At 60.2% G+C, this 15,384-nt stretch carries 19 protein-coding genes; 15 read left to right on the forward strand and 4 right to left on the reverse strand.

The features are described 5' to 3' along the window. Positions 1–10: 10 nt before the first annotated feature. From paaB to V1599_RS13040, 14 genes are all read left to right on the forward strand, one after another. Complete coding sequence (gene paaB / locus V1599_RS12975; RefSeq protein WP_003857353.1) at positions 11–298, forward strand: 1,2-phenylacetyl-CoA epoxidase subunit PaaB; 288 nt, start codon at positions 11–13, stop codon at positions 296–298. An 8-nt stretch (positions 299–306) separates the two neighbouring features. Next, the gene (gene paaC / locus V1599_RS12980; RefSeq protein WP_297122682.1) at positions 307–1,053 is read left to right on the forward strand and encodes a 1,2-phenylacetyl-CoA epoxidase subunit PaaC; all 747 of its coding nucleotides are present in this window, start codon (positions 307–309) and stop codon (positions 1,051–1,053) included. Positions 1,054–1,067: 14 nt separating this feature from the next. Continuing rightward, positions 1,068–1,565, forward strand: a complete 498-nt coding sequence (gene paaD / locus V1599_RS12985; protein WP_112009923.1) for a 1,2-phenylacetyl-CoA epoxidase subunit PaaD — start codon at positions 1,068–1,070, stop codon at positions 1,563–1,565. A 7-nt stretch (positions 1,566–1,572) separates the two neighbouring features. Continuing rightward, positions 1,573–2,643, forward strand: a complete 1,071-nt coding sequence (gene paaE, locus V1599_RS12990; RefSeq protein ID WP_112009924.1) for a 1,2-phenylacetyl-CoA epoxidase subunit PaaE — start codon at positions 1,573–1,575, stop codon at positions 2,641–2,643. After that, positions 2,640–3,407, forward strand: a complete 768-nt coding sequence (gene paaF / locus V1599_RS12995; RefSeq protein ID WP_395300192.1) for a 2,3-dehydroadipyl-CoA hydratase PaaF — start codon at positions 2,640–2,642, stop codon at positions 3,405–3,407. Before paaE ends, paaF begins: the two co-directional genes overlap by 4 nt. A 2-nt stretch (positions 3,408–3,409) precedes the next feature. Then, the gene (gene paaG / locus V1599_RS13000) at positions 3,410–4,195 is read left to right on the forward strand and encodes a 2-(1,2-epoxy-1,2-dihydrophenyl)acetyl-CoA isomerase PaaG (RefSeq protein WP_112009926.1); all 786 of its coding nucleotides are present in this window, start codon (positions 3,410–3,412) and stop codon (positions 4,193–4,195) included. A gap of 1 nt (position 4,196) precedes the next feature. Further along, complete coding sequence (locus V1599_RS13005; RefSeq protein ID WP_297122694.1) at positions 4,197–5,618, forward strand: 3-hydroxyacyl-CoA dehydrogenase; 1,422 nt, start codon at positions 4,197–4,199, stop codon at positions 5,616–5,618. After that, positions 5,608–6,030: a hydroxyphenylacetyl-CoA thioesterase PaaI gene (gene paaI, locus V1599_RS13010; protein WP_112009928.1), complete on the forward strand. Its 423-nt coding sequence runs from the start codon at positions 5,608–5,610 to the stop codon at positions 6,028–6,030. Before V1599_RS13005 ends, paaI begins: the two co-directional genes overlap by 11 nt. After that, positions 6,030–7,235, forward strand: a complete 1,206-nt coding sequence (pcaF, locus tag V1599_RS13015) for a 3-oxoadipyl-CoA thiolase (RefSeq protein WP_112009929.1) — start codon at positions 6,030–6,032, stop codon at positions 7,233–7,235. The genes paaI and pcaF overlap by 1 nt, the downstream gene beginning before the upstream one ends. Before the next feature lie 26 nt (positions 7,236–7,261). Then, entirely contained in the window at positions 7,262–8,578 is a 1,317-nt protein-coding gene (gene paaK, locus V1599_RS13020) for a phenylacetate--CoA ligase PaaK (protein WP_112009930.1), read from the forward strand. Between the two features lie 267 nt (positions 8,579–8,845). Beyond that, entirely contained in the window at positions 8,846–9,781 is a 936-nt protein-coding gene (gene paaX / locus V1599_RS13025) for a phenylacetic acid degradation operon negative regulatory protein PaaX (RefSeq protein WP_395300193.1), read from the forward strand. A gap of 9 nt (positions 9,782–9,790) precedes the next feature. Next, positions 9,791–10,387, forward strand: a complete 597-nt coding sequence (gene paaY, locus V1599_RS13030; RefSeq protein WP_112009932.1) for a phenylacetic acid degradation protein PaaY — start codon at positions 9,791–9,793, stop codon at positions 10,385–10,387. Positions 10,388–10,545: 158 nt separating this feature from the next. Then, complete coding sequence (locus tag V1599_RS13035) at positions 10,546–10,995, forward strand: hypothetical protein (RefSeq protein ID WP_146745742.1); 450 nt, start codon at positions 10,546–10,548, stop codon at positions 10,993–10,995. 53 nt (positions 10,996–11,048) lie between these two features. After that, entirely contained in the window at positions 11,049–12,239 is a 1,191-nt protein-coding gene (locus tag V1599_RS13040) for a phospholipase D family protein (protein ID WP_112009934.1), read from the forward strand. A 75-nt stretch (positions 12,240–12,314) separates the two neighbouring features. On the opposite strand, the gene V1599_RS13045 is transcribed toward V1599_RS13040, so the two are convergent. Next, a complete protein-coding gene (locus V1599_RS13045) occupies positions 12,315–13,094 on the reverse strand; it encodes a hypothetical protein (RefSeq protein WP_112009935.1) in 780 nt (259 codons plus the stop codon). A gap of 1 nt (position 13,095) precedes the next feature. Continuing rightward, on the reverse strand, positions 13,096–13,293 hold the full coding sequence (locus V1599_RS13050; RefSeq protein WP_112009936.1) for a hypothetical protein: 198 nt from the start codon (positions 13,291–13,293) through the stop codon (positions 13,096–13,098). A 147-nt stretch (positions 13,294–13,440) separates the two neighbouring features. Here V1599_RS13050 and V1599_RS13055 point away from each other — a divergent pair, with 147 nt between their 5' ends. Then, the gene (locus V1599_RS13055; RefSeq protein ID WP_112009937.1) at positions 13,441–13,980 is read left to right on the forward strand and encodes a DUF2058 domain-containing protein; all 540 of its coding nucleotides are present in this window, start codon (positions 13,441–13,443) and stop codon (positions 13,978–13,980) included. A 7-nt stretch (positions 13,981–13,987) separates the two neighbouring features. Here the strand turns inward: V1599_RS13055 and V1599_RS13060 are convergent, their stop codons facing one another. After that, complete coding sequence (locus V1599_RS13060; RefSeq protein WP_112009938.1) at positions 13,988–14,674, reverse strand: RluA family pseudouridine synthase; 687 nt, start codon at positions 14,672–14,674, stop codon at positions 13,988–13,990. Between the two features lie 89 nt (positions 14,675–14,763). Next, positions 14,764–15,369: an FMN-dependent NADH-azoreductase gene (gene azoR / locus V1599_RS13065; protein WP_112009939.1), complete on the reverse strand. Its 606-nt coding sequence runs from the start codon at positions 15,367–15,369 to the stop codon at positions 14,764–14,766. Positions 15,370–15,384: the final 15 nt, after the last annotated feature.

The following is a 15,384-nucleotide window of genomic DNA, read 5'->3' on the forward strand; positions in this document are numbered from 1 at the left end:
GGGAATCAAGATGAGCAACGTTTACTGGCCGCTGTACGAAGTGTTCGTACGCAGCAAACAGGGGTTATCCCACCGCCACGTCGGCAGCCTGCATGCCGCCGACGACCGCATGGCGCTGGAGAACGCGCGCGATGCCTACACCCGGCGCAGCGAAGGCTGTTCCATCTGGGTGGTGAAGGCGAGCGAAATCGTCGCCTCCCAGCCGGAAGAGAGCGGCGAGTTCTTCGACCCGGCGGAAAGCAAGGTCTATCGCCATCCCACGTTTTACACCATCCCTGATGGCATCGAGCACATGTGAGGTTAGGGATGAATAACGTATCAGCATATGCCCTGCGGCTCGGCGACAACGGTCTGGTGCTCTCGCAGCGCCTCGGTGCCTGGTGCGGCCACGCGCCGGAGCTGGAGATTGACCTGGCGCTGGCCAACATTGGCCTCGATCTGCTCGGGCAGGCGCGCAACTTCCTGGCCTATGCCGCCGAGCGCGAAGGCAAGGGCGATGAAGACGCGCTGGCCTTTGGCCGCGACGAGCGACAGTTCCGCAACCTGCTGCTGGTGGAGCAGCCCAACGGCAGCTTCGCCGACACGATCGTGCGTCAGTACCTGATGGACGCCTGGCACGTTGCGCTTTACGAGCGCCTGATCGGCAGCAGCGACGCCCGGATTGCGGCGATTGCCGCAAAAGCCATCAAGGAGGTGCGCTACCACCTGCGCTTTAGCCGCGGCTGGCTGGTGCGCCTGGGCGACGGCACCGAAACGTCCGCGCAGAAAATGCAGCAGGCGGTAAATAGCCTGTGGCGCTTCACGGCGGAGCTGTTTGAGGCCGACGAGGTGGATCTCGATTTGATTGCCTCCGGCGTGGCCGTTGACCCGCGCGCCCTGCGCCAGCCCTGGGAAAGCGAAGTGTTTGCTGGCCTGCGTGAGGCCACCCTTCGCGTGCCCGCTGAAGCAGCGTACCGCACGGGCGGCAGGCGCGGACTGCATACCGAACACCTGGGGCCGATGCTGGCAGAGATGCAGTATCTCCAGCGCGCCTATCCCGGCCAGCAGTGGTAACGGAGGAGAACGCCATGCAACGTCTCGTTGAAATCGCACCCGCTGAAATCCCGCATATCTGGTCGCTGCTTGGCCAGATCCCGGACCCGGAAGTCCCGGTGCTGACCATTACCGATTTAGGCATGGTGCGCAGCGTGAGCGCACAGGGCGGCGGCTGGGTGATTGGCTTTACGCCGACCTATTCGGGCTGCCCGGCGACGGAGCACCTGCTGGGCGCCATCCGCGAAACGATGACGGCGCACGGCTATACGCCAGTGCATATCGTGCTCCAGCTTGAGCCGGCCTGGACCACCGACTGGATGACCGCGGAGGCCCGCGTGCGCCTGCGCCAGTACGGCATTAGCCCGCCGGTCGGGCAAAGCTGCTGCGCGCACGCCCCCGCCGAGGTGGCCTGCCCGCGCTGCGCGAGCGCCAACACCTCGCTTATCAGTGAATTTGGCTCAACGGCCTGCAAGGCGCTCTATCGGTGCAACGCCTGCCGTGAACCCTTCGACTATTTCAAATGTATTTGAGGCTGCCATGACAACGTTTCATTCCTTAACAGTGGCAAAAGTAGAGCCGGAAACGCGTGACGCTGTCACGATTACCTTCGCCGTACCGCAGGACCTGCAGGAGGCGTACCGCTTTCGCCCGGGCCAGCACCTGACGCTCAAGGCCACGCTGGAAGGCGACGAGCTTCGCCGCTGCTACTCCATCTGCCGCAGCGCCGCGCCGGGTGAAATCAGCGTGGCGGTAAAAGCCATCGAGGGCGGGCGCTTTTCCCGCTACGCCCGCGAGTCCATCGCCCAGGGCATGGCGCTGGAGGTGATGGTGCCGCAGGGCCATTTTGGCTACCAGCCGCAGCCCGAACGGGAAGGCCGCTATCTGGCCATTGCCGCCGGATCGGGCATTACGCCGATGGTGGCGATCCTCTCCGCTACGCTGGCGACCGAACCGCACAGCCAGTTCACCCTGATCTACGGCAACCGCACCAGCCAGAGCATGATGTTTCGCCGCGCGCTGGCCGATCTTAAGGACAAATACCCGCAGCGCCTGCAGCTGGTGTCCATCTTTAGCCAGGAAACGCTGGACAGCGACCTGCTGCACGGGCGCATCGACGGCGAAAAGCTGCAGGCGCTGGCAAAAACGCTGATCGACTTCCGCCAGTATGACGAGGCCTTCATCTGCGGCCCGGCGGCGATGATGGACGAGGCCGAAGCCGCGCTGAAGGCGCTGGGCATGCCGGAAAAATCCATCCATCTGGAGCGCTTCAACACGCCGGGTACCCTCGCTAAGCGGACGGTCAGCGTACAGGCCGAGGGGCAGAAGGTGACCGTGCGTCAGGACGGGCGCGATCGCGAAATTACCCTGACGACAGACGATGAAAGCATTCTCGACGCGGCCCTGCGCCAGGGGGCAGACCTGCCGTACGCCTGCAAGGGCGGCGTGTGCGCCACCTGCAAATGCAAAGTGCTGCGCGGCAGGGTGGATATGGCAACCAACTACAGCCTGGAGCCGGACGAGCTGGCGGCAGGCTACGTGCTGAGCTGTCAGGCGCTGCCGCTCACCGCCGACGTGGTCGTCGATTTCGACGCCAAGGGGATGGCATGAGCGAGCTGATTATTACCCGTCACGGCCGCGTCCTGCAGCTCACGCTGAACCGCCCGGCGGCGCGAAACGCGCTCAACAACGCGCTGCTTGAGCAGATTGCCGGGGCGCTGGAAGCCGCCGCTGTGGATAACGGCGTCTCAACCTGCGTGATCTACGGCGGCGAGCGCTGCTTCGCCGCGGGGGCCGATCTCAACGAAATGGCGGAGAAAGATCTGCCCGCCACCCTGAACGACGTTCGCCCGCAGCTGTGGGCGCGGATCAACGCCTTCAACAAGCCGCTGATTGCCGCCGTCAACGGCTTTGCGCTGGGCGCGGGCTGCGAGCTGGCGCTGCTCTGCGACGTGGTGATTGCGGGAGACAACGCCCGCTTCGGCCTGCCGGAAATCACGCTGGGCATTATGCCCGGCGCGGGCGGCACCCAGCGGCTGATCCGCTGCGTGGGGAAATCGCTCGCCAGCAGGATGATCCTCACCGGGGAAAGCATCACCGGGCGGCAGGCGCAGCGCGCCGGGCTGGTAAGCGACGTCTTCCCGGCAGCGCTGACGCTGGAGTATGCCCTGAAGCAGGCGGCGCTGATGGCGCGCCATTCGCCTCTGGCGCTGCAGGCCGCGAAGCAGGCGCTGCGCCAGTCGCAGGAGGTGGCGCTTCAGGCCGGGCTTGCCCAGGAGCGACAGCTCTTCACGCTGCTCGCCGCCACCGAAGACCGCCGCGAGGGCATCGACGCCTTCTTACAAAAACGCACTCCCGACTTTAAAGGACACTAACCGTGGAATTTATCTTATGCCAGGTTGAGAACGGCGTGATGACCCTTACGCTCAACCGCCCGGAGCGGCTCAACAGCTTTAACGACGTAATGCACCAGCAGCTTGCCGACTGCCTGAAGCAGGCCGAGCGCGACGAGACCATCCGCTGCCTGCTGATAACCGGCGCGGGCCGCGGCTTTTGTGCGGGTCAGGATCTGAACGACCGCAACGTGGACCCGAACGGCCCGGCGCCGGACCTCGGCATGTCCGTTGAAACCTTTTACAACCCGCTGGTGCGCCGCCTGGCGGCACTGCCGAAGCCGGTGATTTGCGCGGTGAACGGCGTGGCCGCCGGCGCCGGAGCCACCCTGGCGCTCGGCTGCGACATGGTCATCGCCGCCCGCTCGGCCACCTTTGTGATGGCGTTCAGCAGGCTCGGGCTGGTGCCTGACTGCGGCGGCACCTGGTTCCTTCCGCGCGTGGCGGGGCGCGCCCGCGCGATGGGGCTGGCGCTGCTGGGCGAAAAGCTGAGCGCCGAGCAGGCTCAGGCGTGGGGGATGATCTGGCAGGTGGTGGAGGACGAACGGCTCTCCGCCACCGCGCAGCAGCTGGCGCAGCACTTTGCCTCCCAGCCGACCTTTGGTCTCGGGCTGATCAAGCAGGCGATTAACGCCGCGGAAACCAATACCCTCGACGCGCAGCTCGACCTGGAGCGTGACTATCAGCGTCTGGCCGGGCGCAGCGACGACTACCGCGAGGGCGTCAGCGCTTTTCTCGGCAAGCGCGCGCCGAACTTTACGGGGAAATAGCATGGTGACGACGATTCGAACCGTTGCCGTGATCGGCAGCGGAACCATGGGCGCCGGGATTGCCGAAGTGGCGGCCAGCCACGGGCACCCGGTGCTGGTGTATGACATCGCCTCCGAGGCGGTCTTCCGCGCGATTGACGGCATCCGTGAGCGCCTGGCCTCCCGCGCGGCGCGCGGAAAGCTGTCTCCTGAGGCCTGCGGGCAGATCCTCGCGCGGCTAACGCCGGTAACGGATATCGATGCCCTTGCGGCCGCGGATCTGGTCATCGAGGCCGCCTCCGAGCGTCTGGAGGTTAAAAAAGCGCTGTTCGCGAAGCTGGCTGAGATCTGCCCGGCGAAAACGCTGCTGACCAGCAATACCTCCTCTATTTCGATTACCGCAATTGCGGCGGACGTCACGCACCCCGAGCGCGTGGCCGGGCTGCACTTCTTTAACCCCGCGCCGGTGATGAAGCTGGTCGAAGTGGTGAGCGGGCTGGCGACGTCGCCAGAAGTGGCCGACGCGCTGTGCGAGCTGGCCCTGAACTGGGGGAAACAGCCGGTGCGCTGCCAGTCGACGCCGGGCTTTATCGTCAACCGCGTGGCGCGCCCGTTTTACTCCGAGGCCTGGCGCGCGCTGGAAGAGCAGGTTGCCGCGCCGGAAGCCATCGACGCCGCGCTGCGCGAGGGGGCCGGGTTCCCGATGGGGCCGCTGGAGCTGACCGATCTGATCGGCCAGGACGTCAACTTTGCCGTGACCTGTTCGGTGTTCAACGCCTTCTGGCAGGAGCGCCGCTTTCTGCCTTCGCTGGTGCAGCAGGAGCTGGTGCTGGCCGGGCGGCTGGGCAGAAAAAGCGGGAAGGGCGTGTACGACTGGCAGGGCGACAGGCCGGACGCGAAGTGGCTGGATGCGGTGAGCGACAGCGCGCGGCACGGTGAACGAAAAAGTGACGGTGTCACGGAAATTGACGGCGTGCTGCTGGTCGAAACCCAGGGCGAAACCGCCCAGTCGCTGGCGCTGCGCCACGGCCGGCCGGTGGTGGTGGTCGATCGCATGGAGCGCGACGTGGCCGTTATTGCCGTCGCCGCCAGCAACCCAGACTCCGCAAACCAAAAGGCCATCGGCTGGCTACAGCAGCAGGGCAAGCGGGTGATGCAGATTGCCGATTACCCCGGCCTGCTGATCTGGCGCACGGTGGCGATGATCGCCAACGAAGCGCTGGACGCCCTGCAAAAAGGGGTTGCCAGCGAAAAGGACATCGATACCGCGATGCGCCTCGGCGTGAATTACCCCAGCGGGCCAATCGCCTGGGGCGAACGCCTCGGCTGGCAGCGGCTGTTGGCCCTGCTGGAAAACCTGCAACGTCATTACGGCGAAGAACGCTATCGCCCGTGTTCCCTGCTGCGCCAGCGCGCGCTTCTGGAGAGTAGCTATGAGTCATAACGCCTGGCACACCGCCCGCGCCATGTACGAACGGGACGCCTGCGCCCGGGCGCTCGGGATCGACATTATCGAGATGGACGAGGGCTATGCGGTCCTGACCATGACCATCACCCCGCAGATGCTTAACGGGCATCAAACCTGCCACGGCGGCCAGCTCTTTTCCCTGGCGGACACGGCGTTTGCCTACGCCTGCAATAGCCAGGGGCTGGCGGCGGTGGCCTCCGGATGTTCTATCGATTTTGTGCGCCCGGGCTTTGCCGGAGACACGCTTACCGCCACCGCGCGGGTGAAGCATCAGGGCAGGCTGACCGGCGTATACGACATTGAAATTCACAATCAACAGCAGAAAACGGTTGCTCTCTTTCGCGGGAAATCTCACCGCACTGGCGGCAGCGTGACGGGAGAAGCCTGATGAGTAACGCATTTATTTGTGACGGCGTGCGCACCCCGGTAGGCCGCTACGGCGGCGCGCTGGCGGGCGTGCGCGCGGACGATCTTGGCGCCGTGCCGCTGCGCGCGCTGCTGGCGCGCTACCCGCAGCTGGATCAGGAGCGCATTGACGACGTAATTTTCGGCTGCGCCAACCAGGCGGGGGAAGACAACCGCAACGTGGCGCGCATGTCGGCGCTGCTGGCCGGGCTGCCGCAGACGGTATCAGGCACCACGATTAACCGCCTGTGCGGCTCGGGGCTGGATGCGATCGGCTTTGCGGCACGCGCGATCCGGGCCGGAGACGGCGAGCTGCTGATTGCGGGCGGCGTGGAGTCGATGTCCCGCGCGCCGTTTGTGATGGGCAAAGCCACGGCGGCGTTCCAGCGTCAGGCCGAGGTCTTCGACACCACCATCGGCTGGCGATTTGTGAATCCGCTCATGCATCAGCAATTCGGAACTGACAGCATGCCGGAAACGGCAGAGAATGTAGCTGAATTGTTAAATATCAGCCGCGCCGATCAGGACGCCTTTGCGTTCAGAAGCCAGCAGCGCACCGCACGGGCGCAGCAAAACGGCGTGCTGGCCCAGGAGATCGTTCCGGTTATGGTGCCCGGTAAAAAAGGGGCGGTGACGGAAGTGACGGTGGATGAACATCCCCGCGCCGACACCACCCTGGAACAGCTCGCCGCGCTGAAAGCGCCGTTTCGCAGGAACGGGGTGATCACCGCCGGAAACGCGTCTGGCGTCAACGACGGCGCCGCCGCGCTCATAATCGCCAGCGAGCAGATGGCGATTATGCAGGGGCTGGTGCCGCGCACGCGGATTGTGGCGATGGCGACTGCGGGCGTAGAGCCGCGCCTGATGGGGCTTGGCCCGGTGCCTGCCACCCGTAAGGTGCTGGAGCGCGCCGGTCTGAGCATTAACGATATGGACGTCATTGAGCTTAATGAGGCGTTCGCCGCCCAGGCGCTGGGCGTGCTGCGCCAGCTTGGCCTGCCGGACGACGCGGAGCACGTTAACCCGAACGGCGGCGCGATTGCCCTCGGCCATCCGCTGGGGATGAGCGGCGCCCGGCTGGCGCTGGCCGCCAGCAACGAACTGCACCGACGCGGCGGGCGCTACGCGCTGTGTACGATGTGCATCGGCGTGGGTCAGGGCATTGCCATGATCCTTGAGCGCGTTTGATCAAATCACCCTGTGAGCACCCTACAATGACAAATACAACAAAGCTTGACCCGATCGAAACCGCGTCCGTTGACGAACTGCAGGCGCTGCAAACCGCGCGCCTGAAGTGGACGCTAAACCACGCCTACAGCAACGTGCCGATGTACAAACGCAAGTTTGACGCGGCGGGCGTTCACCCTGACGATTTCAACGAGCTGGCCGACCTGCAAAAATTCCCGTGCACCACCAAGCAGGATCTGCGCGATAACTACCCGTTCGACACCTTTGCCGTACCGATGGAGCAGGTGGTGCGCATTCACGCCTCGTCCGGCACCACCGGTAAGCCCACCGTGGTGGGTTATACCCAAAACGACATCGACAACTGGGCAAACATCGTGGCGCGCTCCCTGCGCGCCGCCGGCGGCAGCGCGAAGGACAAAATCCACGTCGCCTACGGTTACGGCCTCTTTACCGGCGGGCTGGGCGCGCATTACGGGGCCGAACGCTTAGGGGCGACGGTGATCCCCATGTCCGGCGGCCAAACCGAGAAGCAGGCGCAGCTGATCCGCGACTTCCAGCCGGATATGATCATGGTGACGCCGTCCTACTGCCTGAACCTGATTGAAGAGCTTGAGCGCCAGATGGGCGGCGACGCCAGCGCCTGCTCCCTGCGGGTGGGCGTGTTCGGCGCGGAGCCGTGGACGCAGGCGATGCGCCGCGAAATCGAGAAGCGGCTGGGCATTACGGCGCTGGATATTTACGGCCTGTCGGAAGTGATGGGGCCGGGCGTGGCGATGGAGTGTCTCGAAACCGCCGACGGCCCGACCATCTGGGAAGATCACTTCTTCCCGGAAATCGTAAACCCGAACGACGGTACGCCGCTGGCCGACGGCGAGCAGGGCGAGCTGCTGTTCACCACGCTGACCAAAGAGGCGCTGCCGGTGATCCGCTACCGCACCCGCGACCTTACGCGCCTGCTGCCGGGCACCGCGCGCACCATGCGCCGCATGGACCGCATCAGCGGGCGCAGCGACGATATGCTGATCATTCGCGGCGTCAACGTCTTCCCGTCGCAGCTGGAAGAGGAAATTGTGAAGTTTGAGCATCTTTCTCCGCACTACCAGCTGGAGGTCAACCGCCGCGGGCATCTTGATTCGCTTTCGGTGAAGGTAGAGCTGAAAGAGAGTAGCTTGACGCTCAGCCACGAGCAGCGCTGCCAGGTGTGTCACCAGCTGCGCCACCGCATTAAGTCGATGGTGGGGATTTCGACCGACGTGACGATCGTGAACTGCGGCAGCATCCCGCGCTCGGAAGGCAAGGCGTGCCGGGTGTTTGATCTGCGCAAGGTGGCGGCGAACGGTTGATGTACCTTATTCCCCTCATCCTAACCTTCTCCCCAGTGGGGAGAAGGGACCGCTCGGTGCCGTCTTTTCCCCTCGCCCCTTTAGGGAGAGGGTCAGGGTGAGGGGGAACATACGGCTCTGGTGGTTATTCCGTTCACTTTACGCTCAGCTCAGCCCCAGAGGGGAGAAGGGACCGCTCGGTGCCGTCTTTTTCCCTCGCCCCTTTGGGGAGAGGGTCAGGGTGAGGGGATTATGCTATGATTCATCCACACCAAAAAACACAGCAGAATGAATCACATGAATAAACTCGACGCCTTTATCCAGCACGCGGTCAGCGCCGTTCCCGTCAGCGGTACGTCGCTTATCTCCTCGTTATACGGCGATGCGCTTTCCCACCGCGGCGGCGAGATTTGGCTCGGCAGCCTGGCGGCGCTGCTTGAGGGCATGGGATTCGGCGAGCGCTTCGTGCGCACCGCGCTGTTTCGCCTGAACAAAGAGGGCTGGCTGGACGTTTCCCGCGTCGGCCGCCGCAGCTTTTACCGCCTGAGCGACAAGGGCCTTCGCCTGACGCGCCGCGCGGAGAGCAAAATCTACCGCGCGGAGCTGCCCGCCTGGGACGGCAAGTGGCTGCTGCTGCTTTCCGAAGGGCTGGACAAAGCCACGCTCGCGGACGTCAAAAAGCAGCTGACCTGGCAAGGGTTTGGCACGCTGGCACCGAGCCTGATGGCCTCGCCGTCGCAGCATCTGGCGGACGTGCAGTCGCTGCTCCACGACGCGGGCGTGGCGGAAAACGTGATTTTCTTCGAAGCGCATTCTCCGCTGGCGCTCTCCCGCGCCGCGCTGCGCGCGCGGGTCGAAGAGTGCTGGCAGCTGACCGAACAAAACGCGATGTACGAAACGTTTATCGACTCCTTCCGGCCGCTGCTGCCGCTGCTGAAAGAGGCCGCGCCGGACGACCTCACGCCGGAGCGCTGTTTCCAGATCCAGCTGCTGCTGATTCATTTCTATCGCCGCGTGGTGCTTAAAGATCCGCTCCTGCCGGAGGAGCTACTCCCCGCGCACTGGGCGGGGCAAAGCGCGCGGCAGCTCTGTATCAACATCTACCAGCGCGTGGCGCCGGGGGCGCTGGCATTTGTCAGCGAAAAAGGAGAAACCTCGGTGGGCGAACTGCCCGCACCCGGCACGCTTTACTACCAGCGCTTTGGTGGCCTTAATTTCATATAAGGAGACGCTATGCCTGTTTACCAAATTGACGGCCTGACCCCGGTCGTGCCCGACGAAAGCTACGTTCACCCCACGGCGGTGCTGATTGGCGACGTGATCCTGGGCAAGGGCGTGTACGTTGGCCCGAACGCCAGCCTGCGCGGGGATTTTGGCCGCATCGTGGTGAAGGACGGGGCCAACATTCAGGATAACTGCGTAATGCACGGCTTTCCGGAGCAGGACACCGTGGTCGAAGAGGACGGGCACATTGGCCACAGCGCGATCCTCCACGGCTGCATTATTCGCCGCAACGCGCTGGTCGGCATGAACGCGGTGGTGATGGACGGGGCGGTGATTGGCGAAAACAGCATCGTCGGCGCGGCGGCGTTCGTGAAGGCCAAAGCCGAAATGCCCGCCAACCACCTGATCATCGGCAGCCCGGCGAAGGCGATCCGCACCCTGAGCGAGCAGGAGATCGCCTGGAAGCAGCAGGGCACCCGCGAGTATCAGGTGCTGGTGGAGCGCTGCAAGCTGACGATGCACCAGGTCGAGCCGCTGCGCGAGGAAGAGCCGGGGCGCAAGCGGCTGGTCTTTGATGAGAACTTGCGGCCGAAGTCGGCGGGGTGAAAATTACCACATCGTATAGGGTGCGTACAGTTGAGGTATTTTCACAATCAAATCCGGATTTATTTTTAGCATTTTAAAGTGAATTCATTGTCATTTAATTCATATTTTTTTAAGATCTAATACCTGAATATGCGCTTAAGAAGTTTTGGATAAATGTAATGAAAATCTCTCGAAGTGTCGGCGTCATGCTTATTGCTGGAGCACAGTTAGGGATGTGCTTTTCGGTTCAGGCTGGGCTTTTTAGCAAACCCATCGATCTTTCAAAGCCCTTTGTTTGTAAAGACATCTCTCCAACACCGATGAGAATCACTGAAAAAGGGCTCATCATAGGAGGCATAGTTTATCCGTTGTACAACCCTAACGCAGCATCCACCCCAACGATGACAAATTCGATTTTCCGTAGTAAGGACAACCTGGAAGAGATTGACATTGTACAATATGCGAGCGATGGCGAAATTAGCGTGAGTTACATGAAATTTTATAGCGATCCCGACCAATTCATGGATGAAGCATTAATCGAAAAAAATAAAATATTCGAGAAGGCCAGTTTCGCCGTGGACAACCCCAATCCCTATTTCCATTCCAAAAACCAGGGTTGTCATCAGTAGCATTTCTCATCAAGGCCGTATTGAGCTGCACAACTTTGCTAAAAAGGAAGCCAGTGAAAATTATCACATCTCCATTCGAAATTGATCTCGCTCTCGTAAAACTCATGCGTAAATACGCAAAATATCATATTGCGACAGCGTGGGCTTCGATGGGCTCAAAAGCGTCATTTGCTCTGCTGAAAAATAAACACAAAATAGTCAAAATGATCGTCGGGACGCATTTTTACCAAACGCATCCTAATTTCATCGATGCCTTTTCAAGTGGTTGTAATGTAAGATTTATACTGAAGACCGATGGCGTTTTTCATCCAAAGCTGTATCTTTTCTCGAACGAGAATGGGGAATGGGAATGTCTGGTAGGAAGCGCCAATTTCACTGCGTCCGCGCTGACAAAAAATCATGAAATGATGACCCACTTTAAGAGCAACGAGCCCGGAGCAGATACGGCCTTAGCGGATATTTTGCAAGCGATTGATCTCTATTGGTCGGAAGCGAGTAAGATGACTTGCCGGGAAATTTCCAATTATAAAAACATATGGAATAAAAACAGGCAAAAGTTAGATGCCTTGAAAGGTGTCTACGGCGAAACCAAAAATAAACGGAGTATATTGAGCTCTGAGATATTCTCACTCACGTGGGATGAGTACTATAAAAGAATTTCCGATGATGAGTTAAATTCCTTTCAGGGCAGGCTTGATGTACTCGACACGGTTCAGAAGTATTTTACGGAGAATTCATCCTTCTCGGCGTTGAGTGACCTGCAGCGTAAACAAGTTGCGGGGGTAATTAATGGCGTAGACATTAACTGGAAATGGTTTGGCAGCATGGTCGGAGCCGGCTACTTTAAAAATGTGATTAACACTAATAATCCCTATCTTTCTGAAGCGCTGGATCAAATACCCTTAACGGGTATTGTTATCGAGGCTGATTATAAAAAGTATGTGAGATTGTTTAGGCTCGCATTCCCCGAGGGCGGGGCAGCCATTGCGACTATGACCAGGATGCTGGCCATGAAGCGTCCAGATTATTTTGTTTGTTTAGACAGTCAGAACCGACGCGCATTATGTAATGATTTTTCCATAGCAATGAATGTAACGCCAGAAAACTACTGGCAAAATATTATTTTGCGCATAACGGATTCAGTCTGGTGGTCTTCACCTTTACCCGACAGTTTTTCCGAAGCACAGGCATGGAAAGGCCGCGCGGCGATGATCGATTCACTATTTTATCAGGGCCTGCCGTAAAGATATTAATCAGACTTACTTCCGCCCATTTCTATCATGGGCGGGCTATGGTGCGTTAAGCCGCAGCGTTCTGCTTCAGCCAGCATCAGACGATCGTTCCTCCCGACCCACCAGCGCCAGCGCGCTTGCGCTGGCCGGGTCAAACAGCGACAGGCTCTCGATGTGGCTCAGCATAATGACTTTTCTAAATGCCATGGCGCTTCGGGGTTCTGAATCCAGCGTGATGCCGTGCGCGTCATACCAGGCGCTGTAGTTATTCTCGATGCGCATGCTCATCGTTTTGACGTCGCGGTAGCCGCTCAGCATCGGGATCAGGACGATATTCGCCGTTTTTTCATATTCCAGGGTGGCGGTATGGATCATGCCGATATAGATCCTGCGCGATTTCAGCGTCACCTGCGCGAGCTCGCCTTCCTCCATGCACTGGTAGAGCAGCTGTTCGATACCGCTCGACTGCGCGAGGCGCTGGTAGAGCTTTTTTCTGCCGCTTCCGTCCAGCCGCGCGCTTCCGGCCCAGTTCGAGCGGTAAAGACAAAACAGAATGGTGAAAGCCAGCATCAGGACTACGGGCGCCTGAATGCCTAAAAAGCTCCAGTTCATAAACTCCATTTGCCAGTTGGCGTAGCGTTCGGAGCTGAAATGGAAGGTGTTATCGGCAGCGGACAGCGCGAGCAGAAGCAGCCACAGCAGCCCCGTCGCGATCACGCCCTGCAGCACGAAAATGCAGCCGTACAGCGCGACAAGAAAATAGACGTCCCAGCCGAAAGAACGCTTGATTTTGAAGCGGGTCGAGAGGTCGCGGCTGGTGTACCAGTATCCGCACACCATTAGCACCATAAAGATCGCCGTTCCCATGTCACGCCCTCTTCAGTGCGTTAACGTGGCGAAGGAAGTCTTCACGCACCTCGTTGCTTTTGAAATTTACGGACGCGTTCCCGTCCTGGTCGATGATAATTCGGTCGCCGTCCTCGACGGCCTCAATGATTTCCTGCTGGCTCATGACCTGCAGCAGGGACTCGGGGCTGGAAAATATCGACATAAACAGGCGTTTCATCGCGCGGTTTCCTTATCAATGAAAAGGATAAGCCTGGTCGACAGGTGAAGATATTTCATTCAGGTTAAGCCGAAAAGTTCGGAATGTTTCAGCGATTACCCATAACGGGTATAATCCCGCCAAATTTCCAACCGGTTTACAACGAACATGTCAAAACTCACCTTACAAGAGCAGATGCTGAAAGCGGGCTTAGTGACCAGCAAGAAAGTGGCTAAAGTCCAGCGCACGGCGAAGAAATCCCGCGTGCAGGCCCGCGAGGCCAGAGAAGCGGTAGAAGAGAACAAAAAGGCGCAGCTTGAGCGCGACAGGCAGCTGAGCGAGCAGCACAAGCAGGCGGTGCTGGCGAAAGAGTTTAAGGCTCAGGTTAAGCAGCTGATCGAGATGAACCGCATCACCGTGTCGAAGGGCAATATTACCTTTAACTTCACCGACGGTAATCTTATCAAGAAAATTGAGGTGGATAAGCTGACGCAAACCCAGCTGATAAACGGCCGCCTGGCGATTGCGCGCCTGGTGGTTAACGCCAGCGGCGACTGCGAATACGCGATTATCCCGGCGGTGGTGGCGGATAAAATTGCCCAGCGCGATGCCGACAGCATCGTTCTGAACAGCGCGCTGAGTGATGAGGCTCAGGATGAAGACGATCCGTACGCAGACTTCAAAATTCCGGACGATTTGATGTGGTAAGCCGGGCTTAAAACGGCGCGGCGTGGCGGGCGTTAACCGCCTCTCCGCTCACCGGATGAACAAAGTCCAGCCCGCTGGCGTGTAGCATTAACCGCGGTGCGTCGGCGGAGCCGGGATAGGTTAACCCGCCGTACAGATCGCAGCCCAGAATAGGGTGGCCCAGCTCCCGGCAGTGAATGCGCAGCTGGTGGGTGCGCCCGGTTTCCGGGGTTAGCAACACCCTCGTTAGCGCTAACCCCGTCTCCTGATAAACACGTTCGATTACCCGATAGCGGGAGCGCGCGGGCTTGCCGTTAACCGCGCTAATCGACATCAGCGGAAACAGTGCCGGATCTTTCGCAATCGGCGCGTCGATACTCCCTTCATCCTCTTTCACATGCCCGCAAAGCAGGGCGGTGTAGACTTTCTCCACGCCGCGCTCGCTGAACTGGCGGCACAGCGCCGCGTTGATCGCCTTGTTGCGCGCCACCACCATCAGCCCGGAGGTGCCAAAATCAAGACGATGCACCAGCGTACAGCCGGGGAAGGTCTGCACCAGGCGAAAGTGAACGGAGTCGAGGTTTTGCGGGTTTTTGCCTGACAGGCTGAGCAATCCGGAAGGCTTGTTAATCAGCACCAGATGGTCGTCCTGATACAGCGTTTCTATTGCCTCGCGGCACGGCGGAGCAATAAAGGTATCGATAATCACTGACATCAGGCAGCCCGGCGGAAGAGTGGGTGCGCATGATAGCGAAAGGTGGGGAAAAGAAAAACCCTCTCACCGGGCGGTGAGAGGGGGAAATCTTACGCTGCGACCAGGCTGTCGATAGCCGCTTTCGCATCGTTTTGCGCTTTGGTCGCCACTTCCGGACCGTAGGCAATACCCTCTGCGAACACGAAGTTCACGTCGGTCAGGCCGATGAAGCCCAGGAACACGCTCAGGTACGGGGTGACCAGGTCGGTTGGGGTATCTTTGTGAATGCCGCCGCGGCTGGTCAGCACGATAGCGCGCTTGCCCTTCACCAGGCCTTCCGGACCGTTTTCGGTATAGCGGAAGGTGACGCCGGCGCGAGCGACCAGGTCAAAGTAGTTCTTCAGCTGGGTGGAGATGTTGAAGTTGTACATTGGCGCGTTGATGACGATAACGTCGTGCGCCTGCAGCTCGGCGATCAGCTCGTCGGAGAGCGCCAGCGCTTCCTGCTGACGCGGGCTCAGCGGCGCATCGCTTGGGCGCAGCGCGCCAACCAGCTCGCCGTCCAGCACGGGAATCGGGTTTGCTGCCAGGTCACGCACGGTGATTTCGTCAGCAGGATGCTGTTCGCGCCACTGTTCAATGAAGTAGTCAGAAAGCTGACCAGACTGAGAGTAACCTGCCAGAATGCTGGATTTCAGAACTAATACTTTGCTCATGGGTGATTCCTGTAT

The organism is Enterobacter sp. ECC-175, assembly GCF_043968675.1.
Taxonomy (GTDB): Bacteria; Pseudomonadota; Gammaproteobacteria; order Enterobacterales; family Enterobacteriaceae; genus Enterobacter.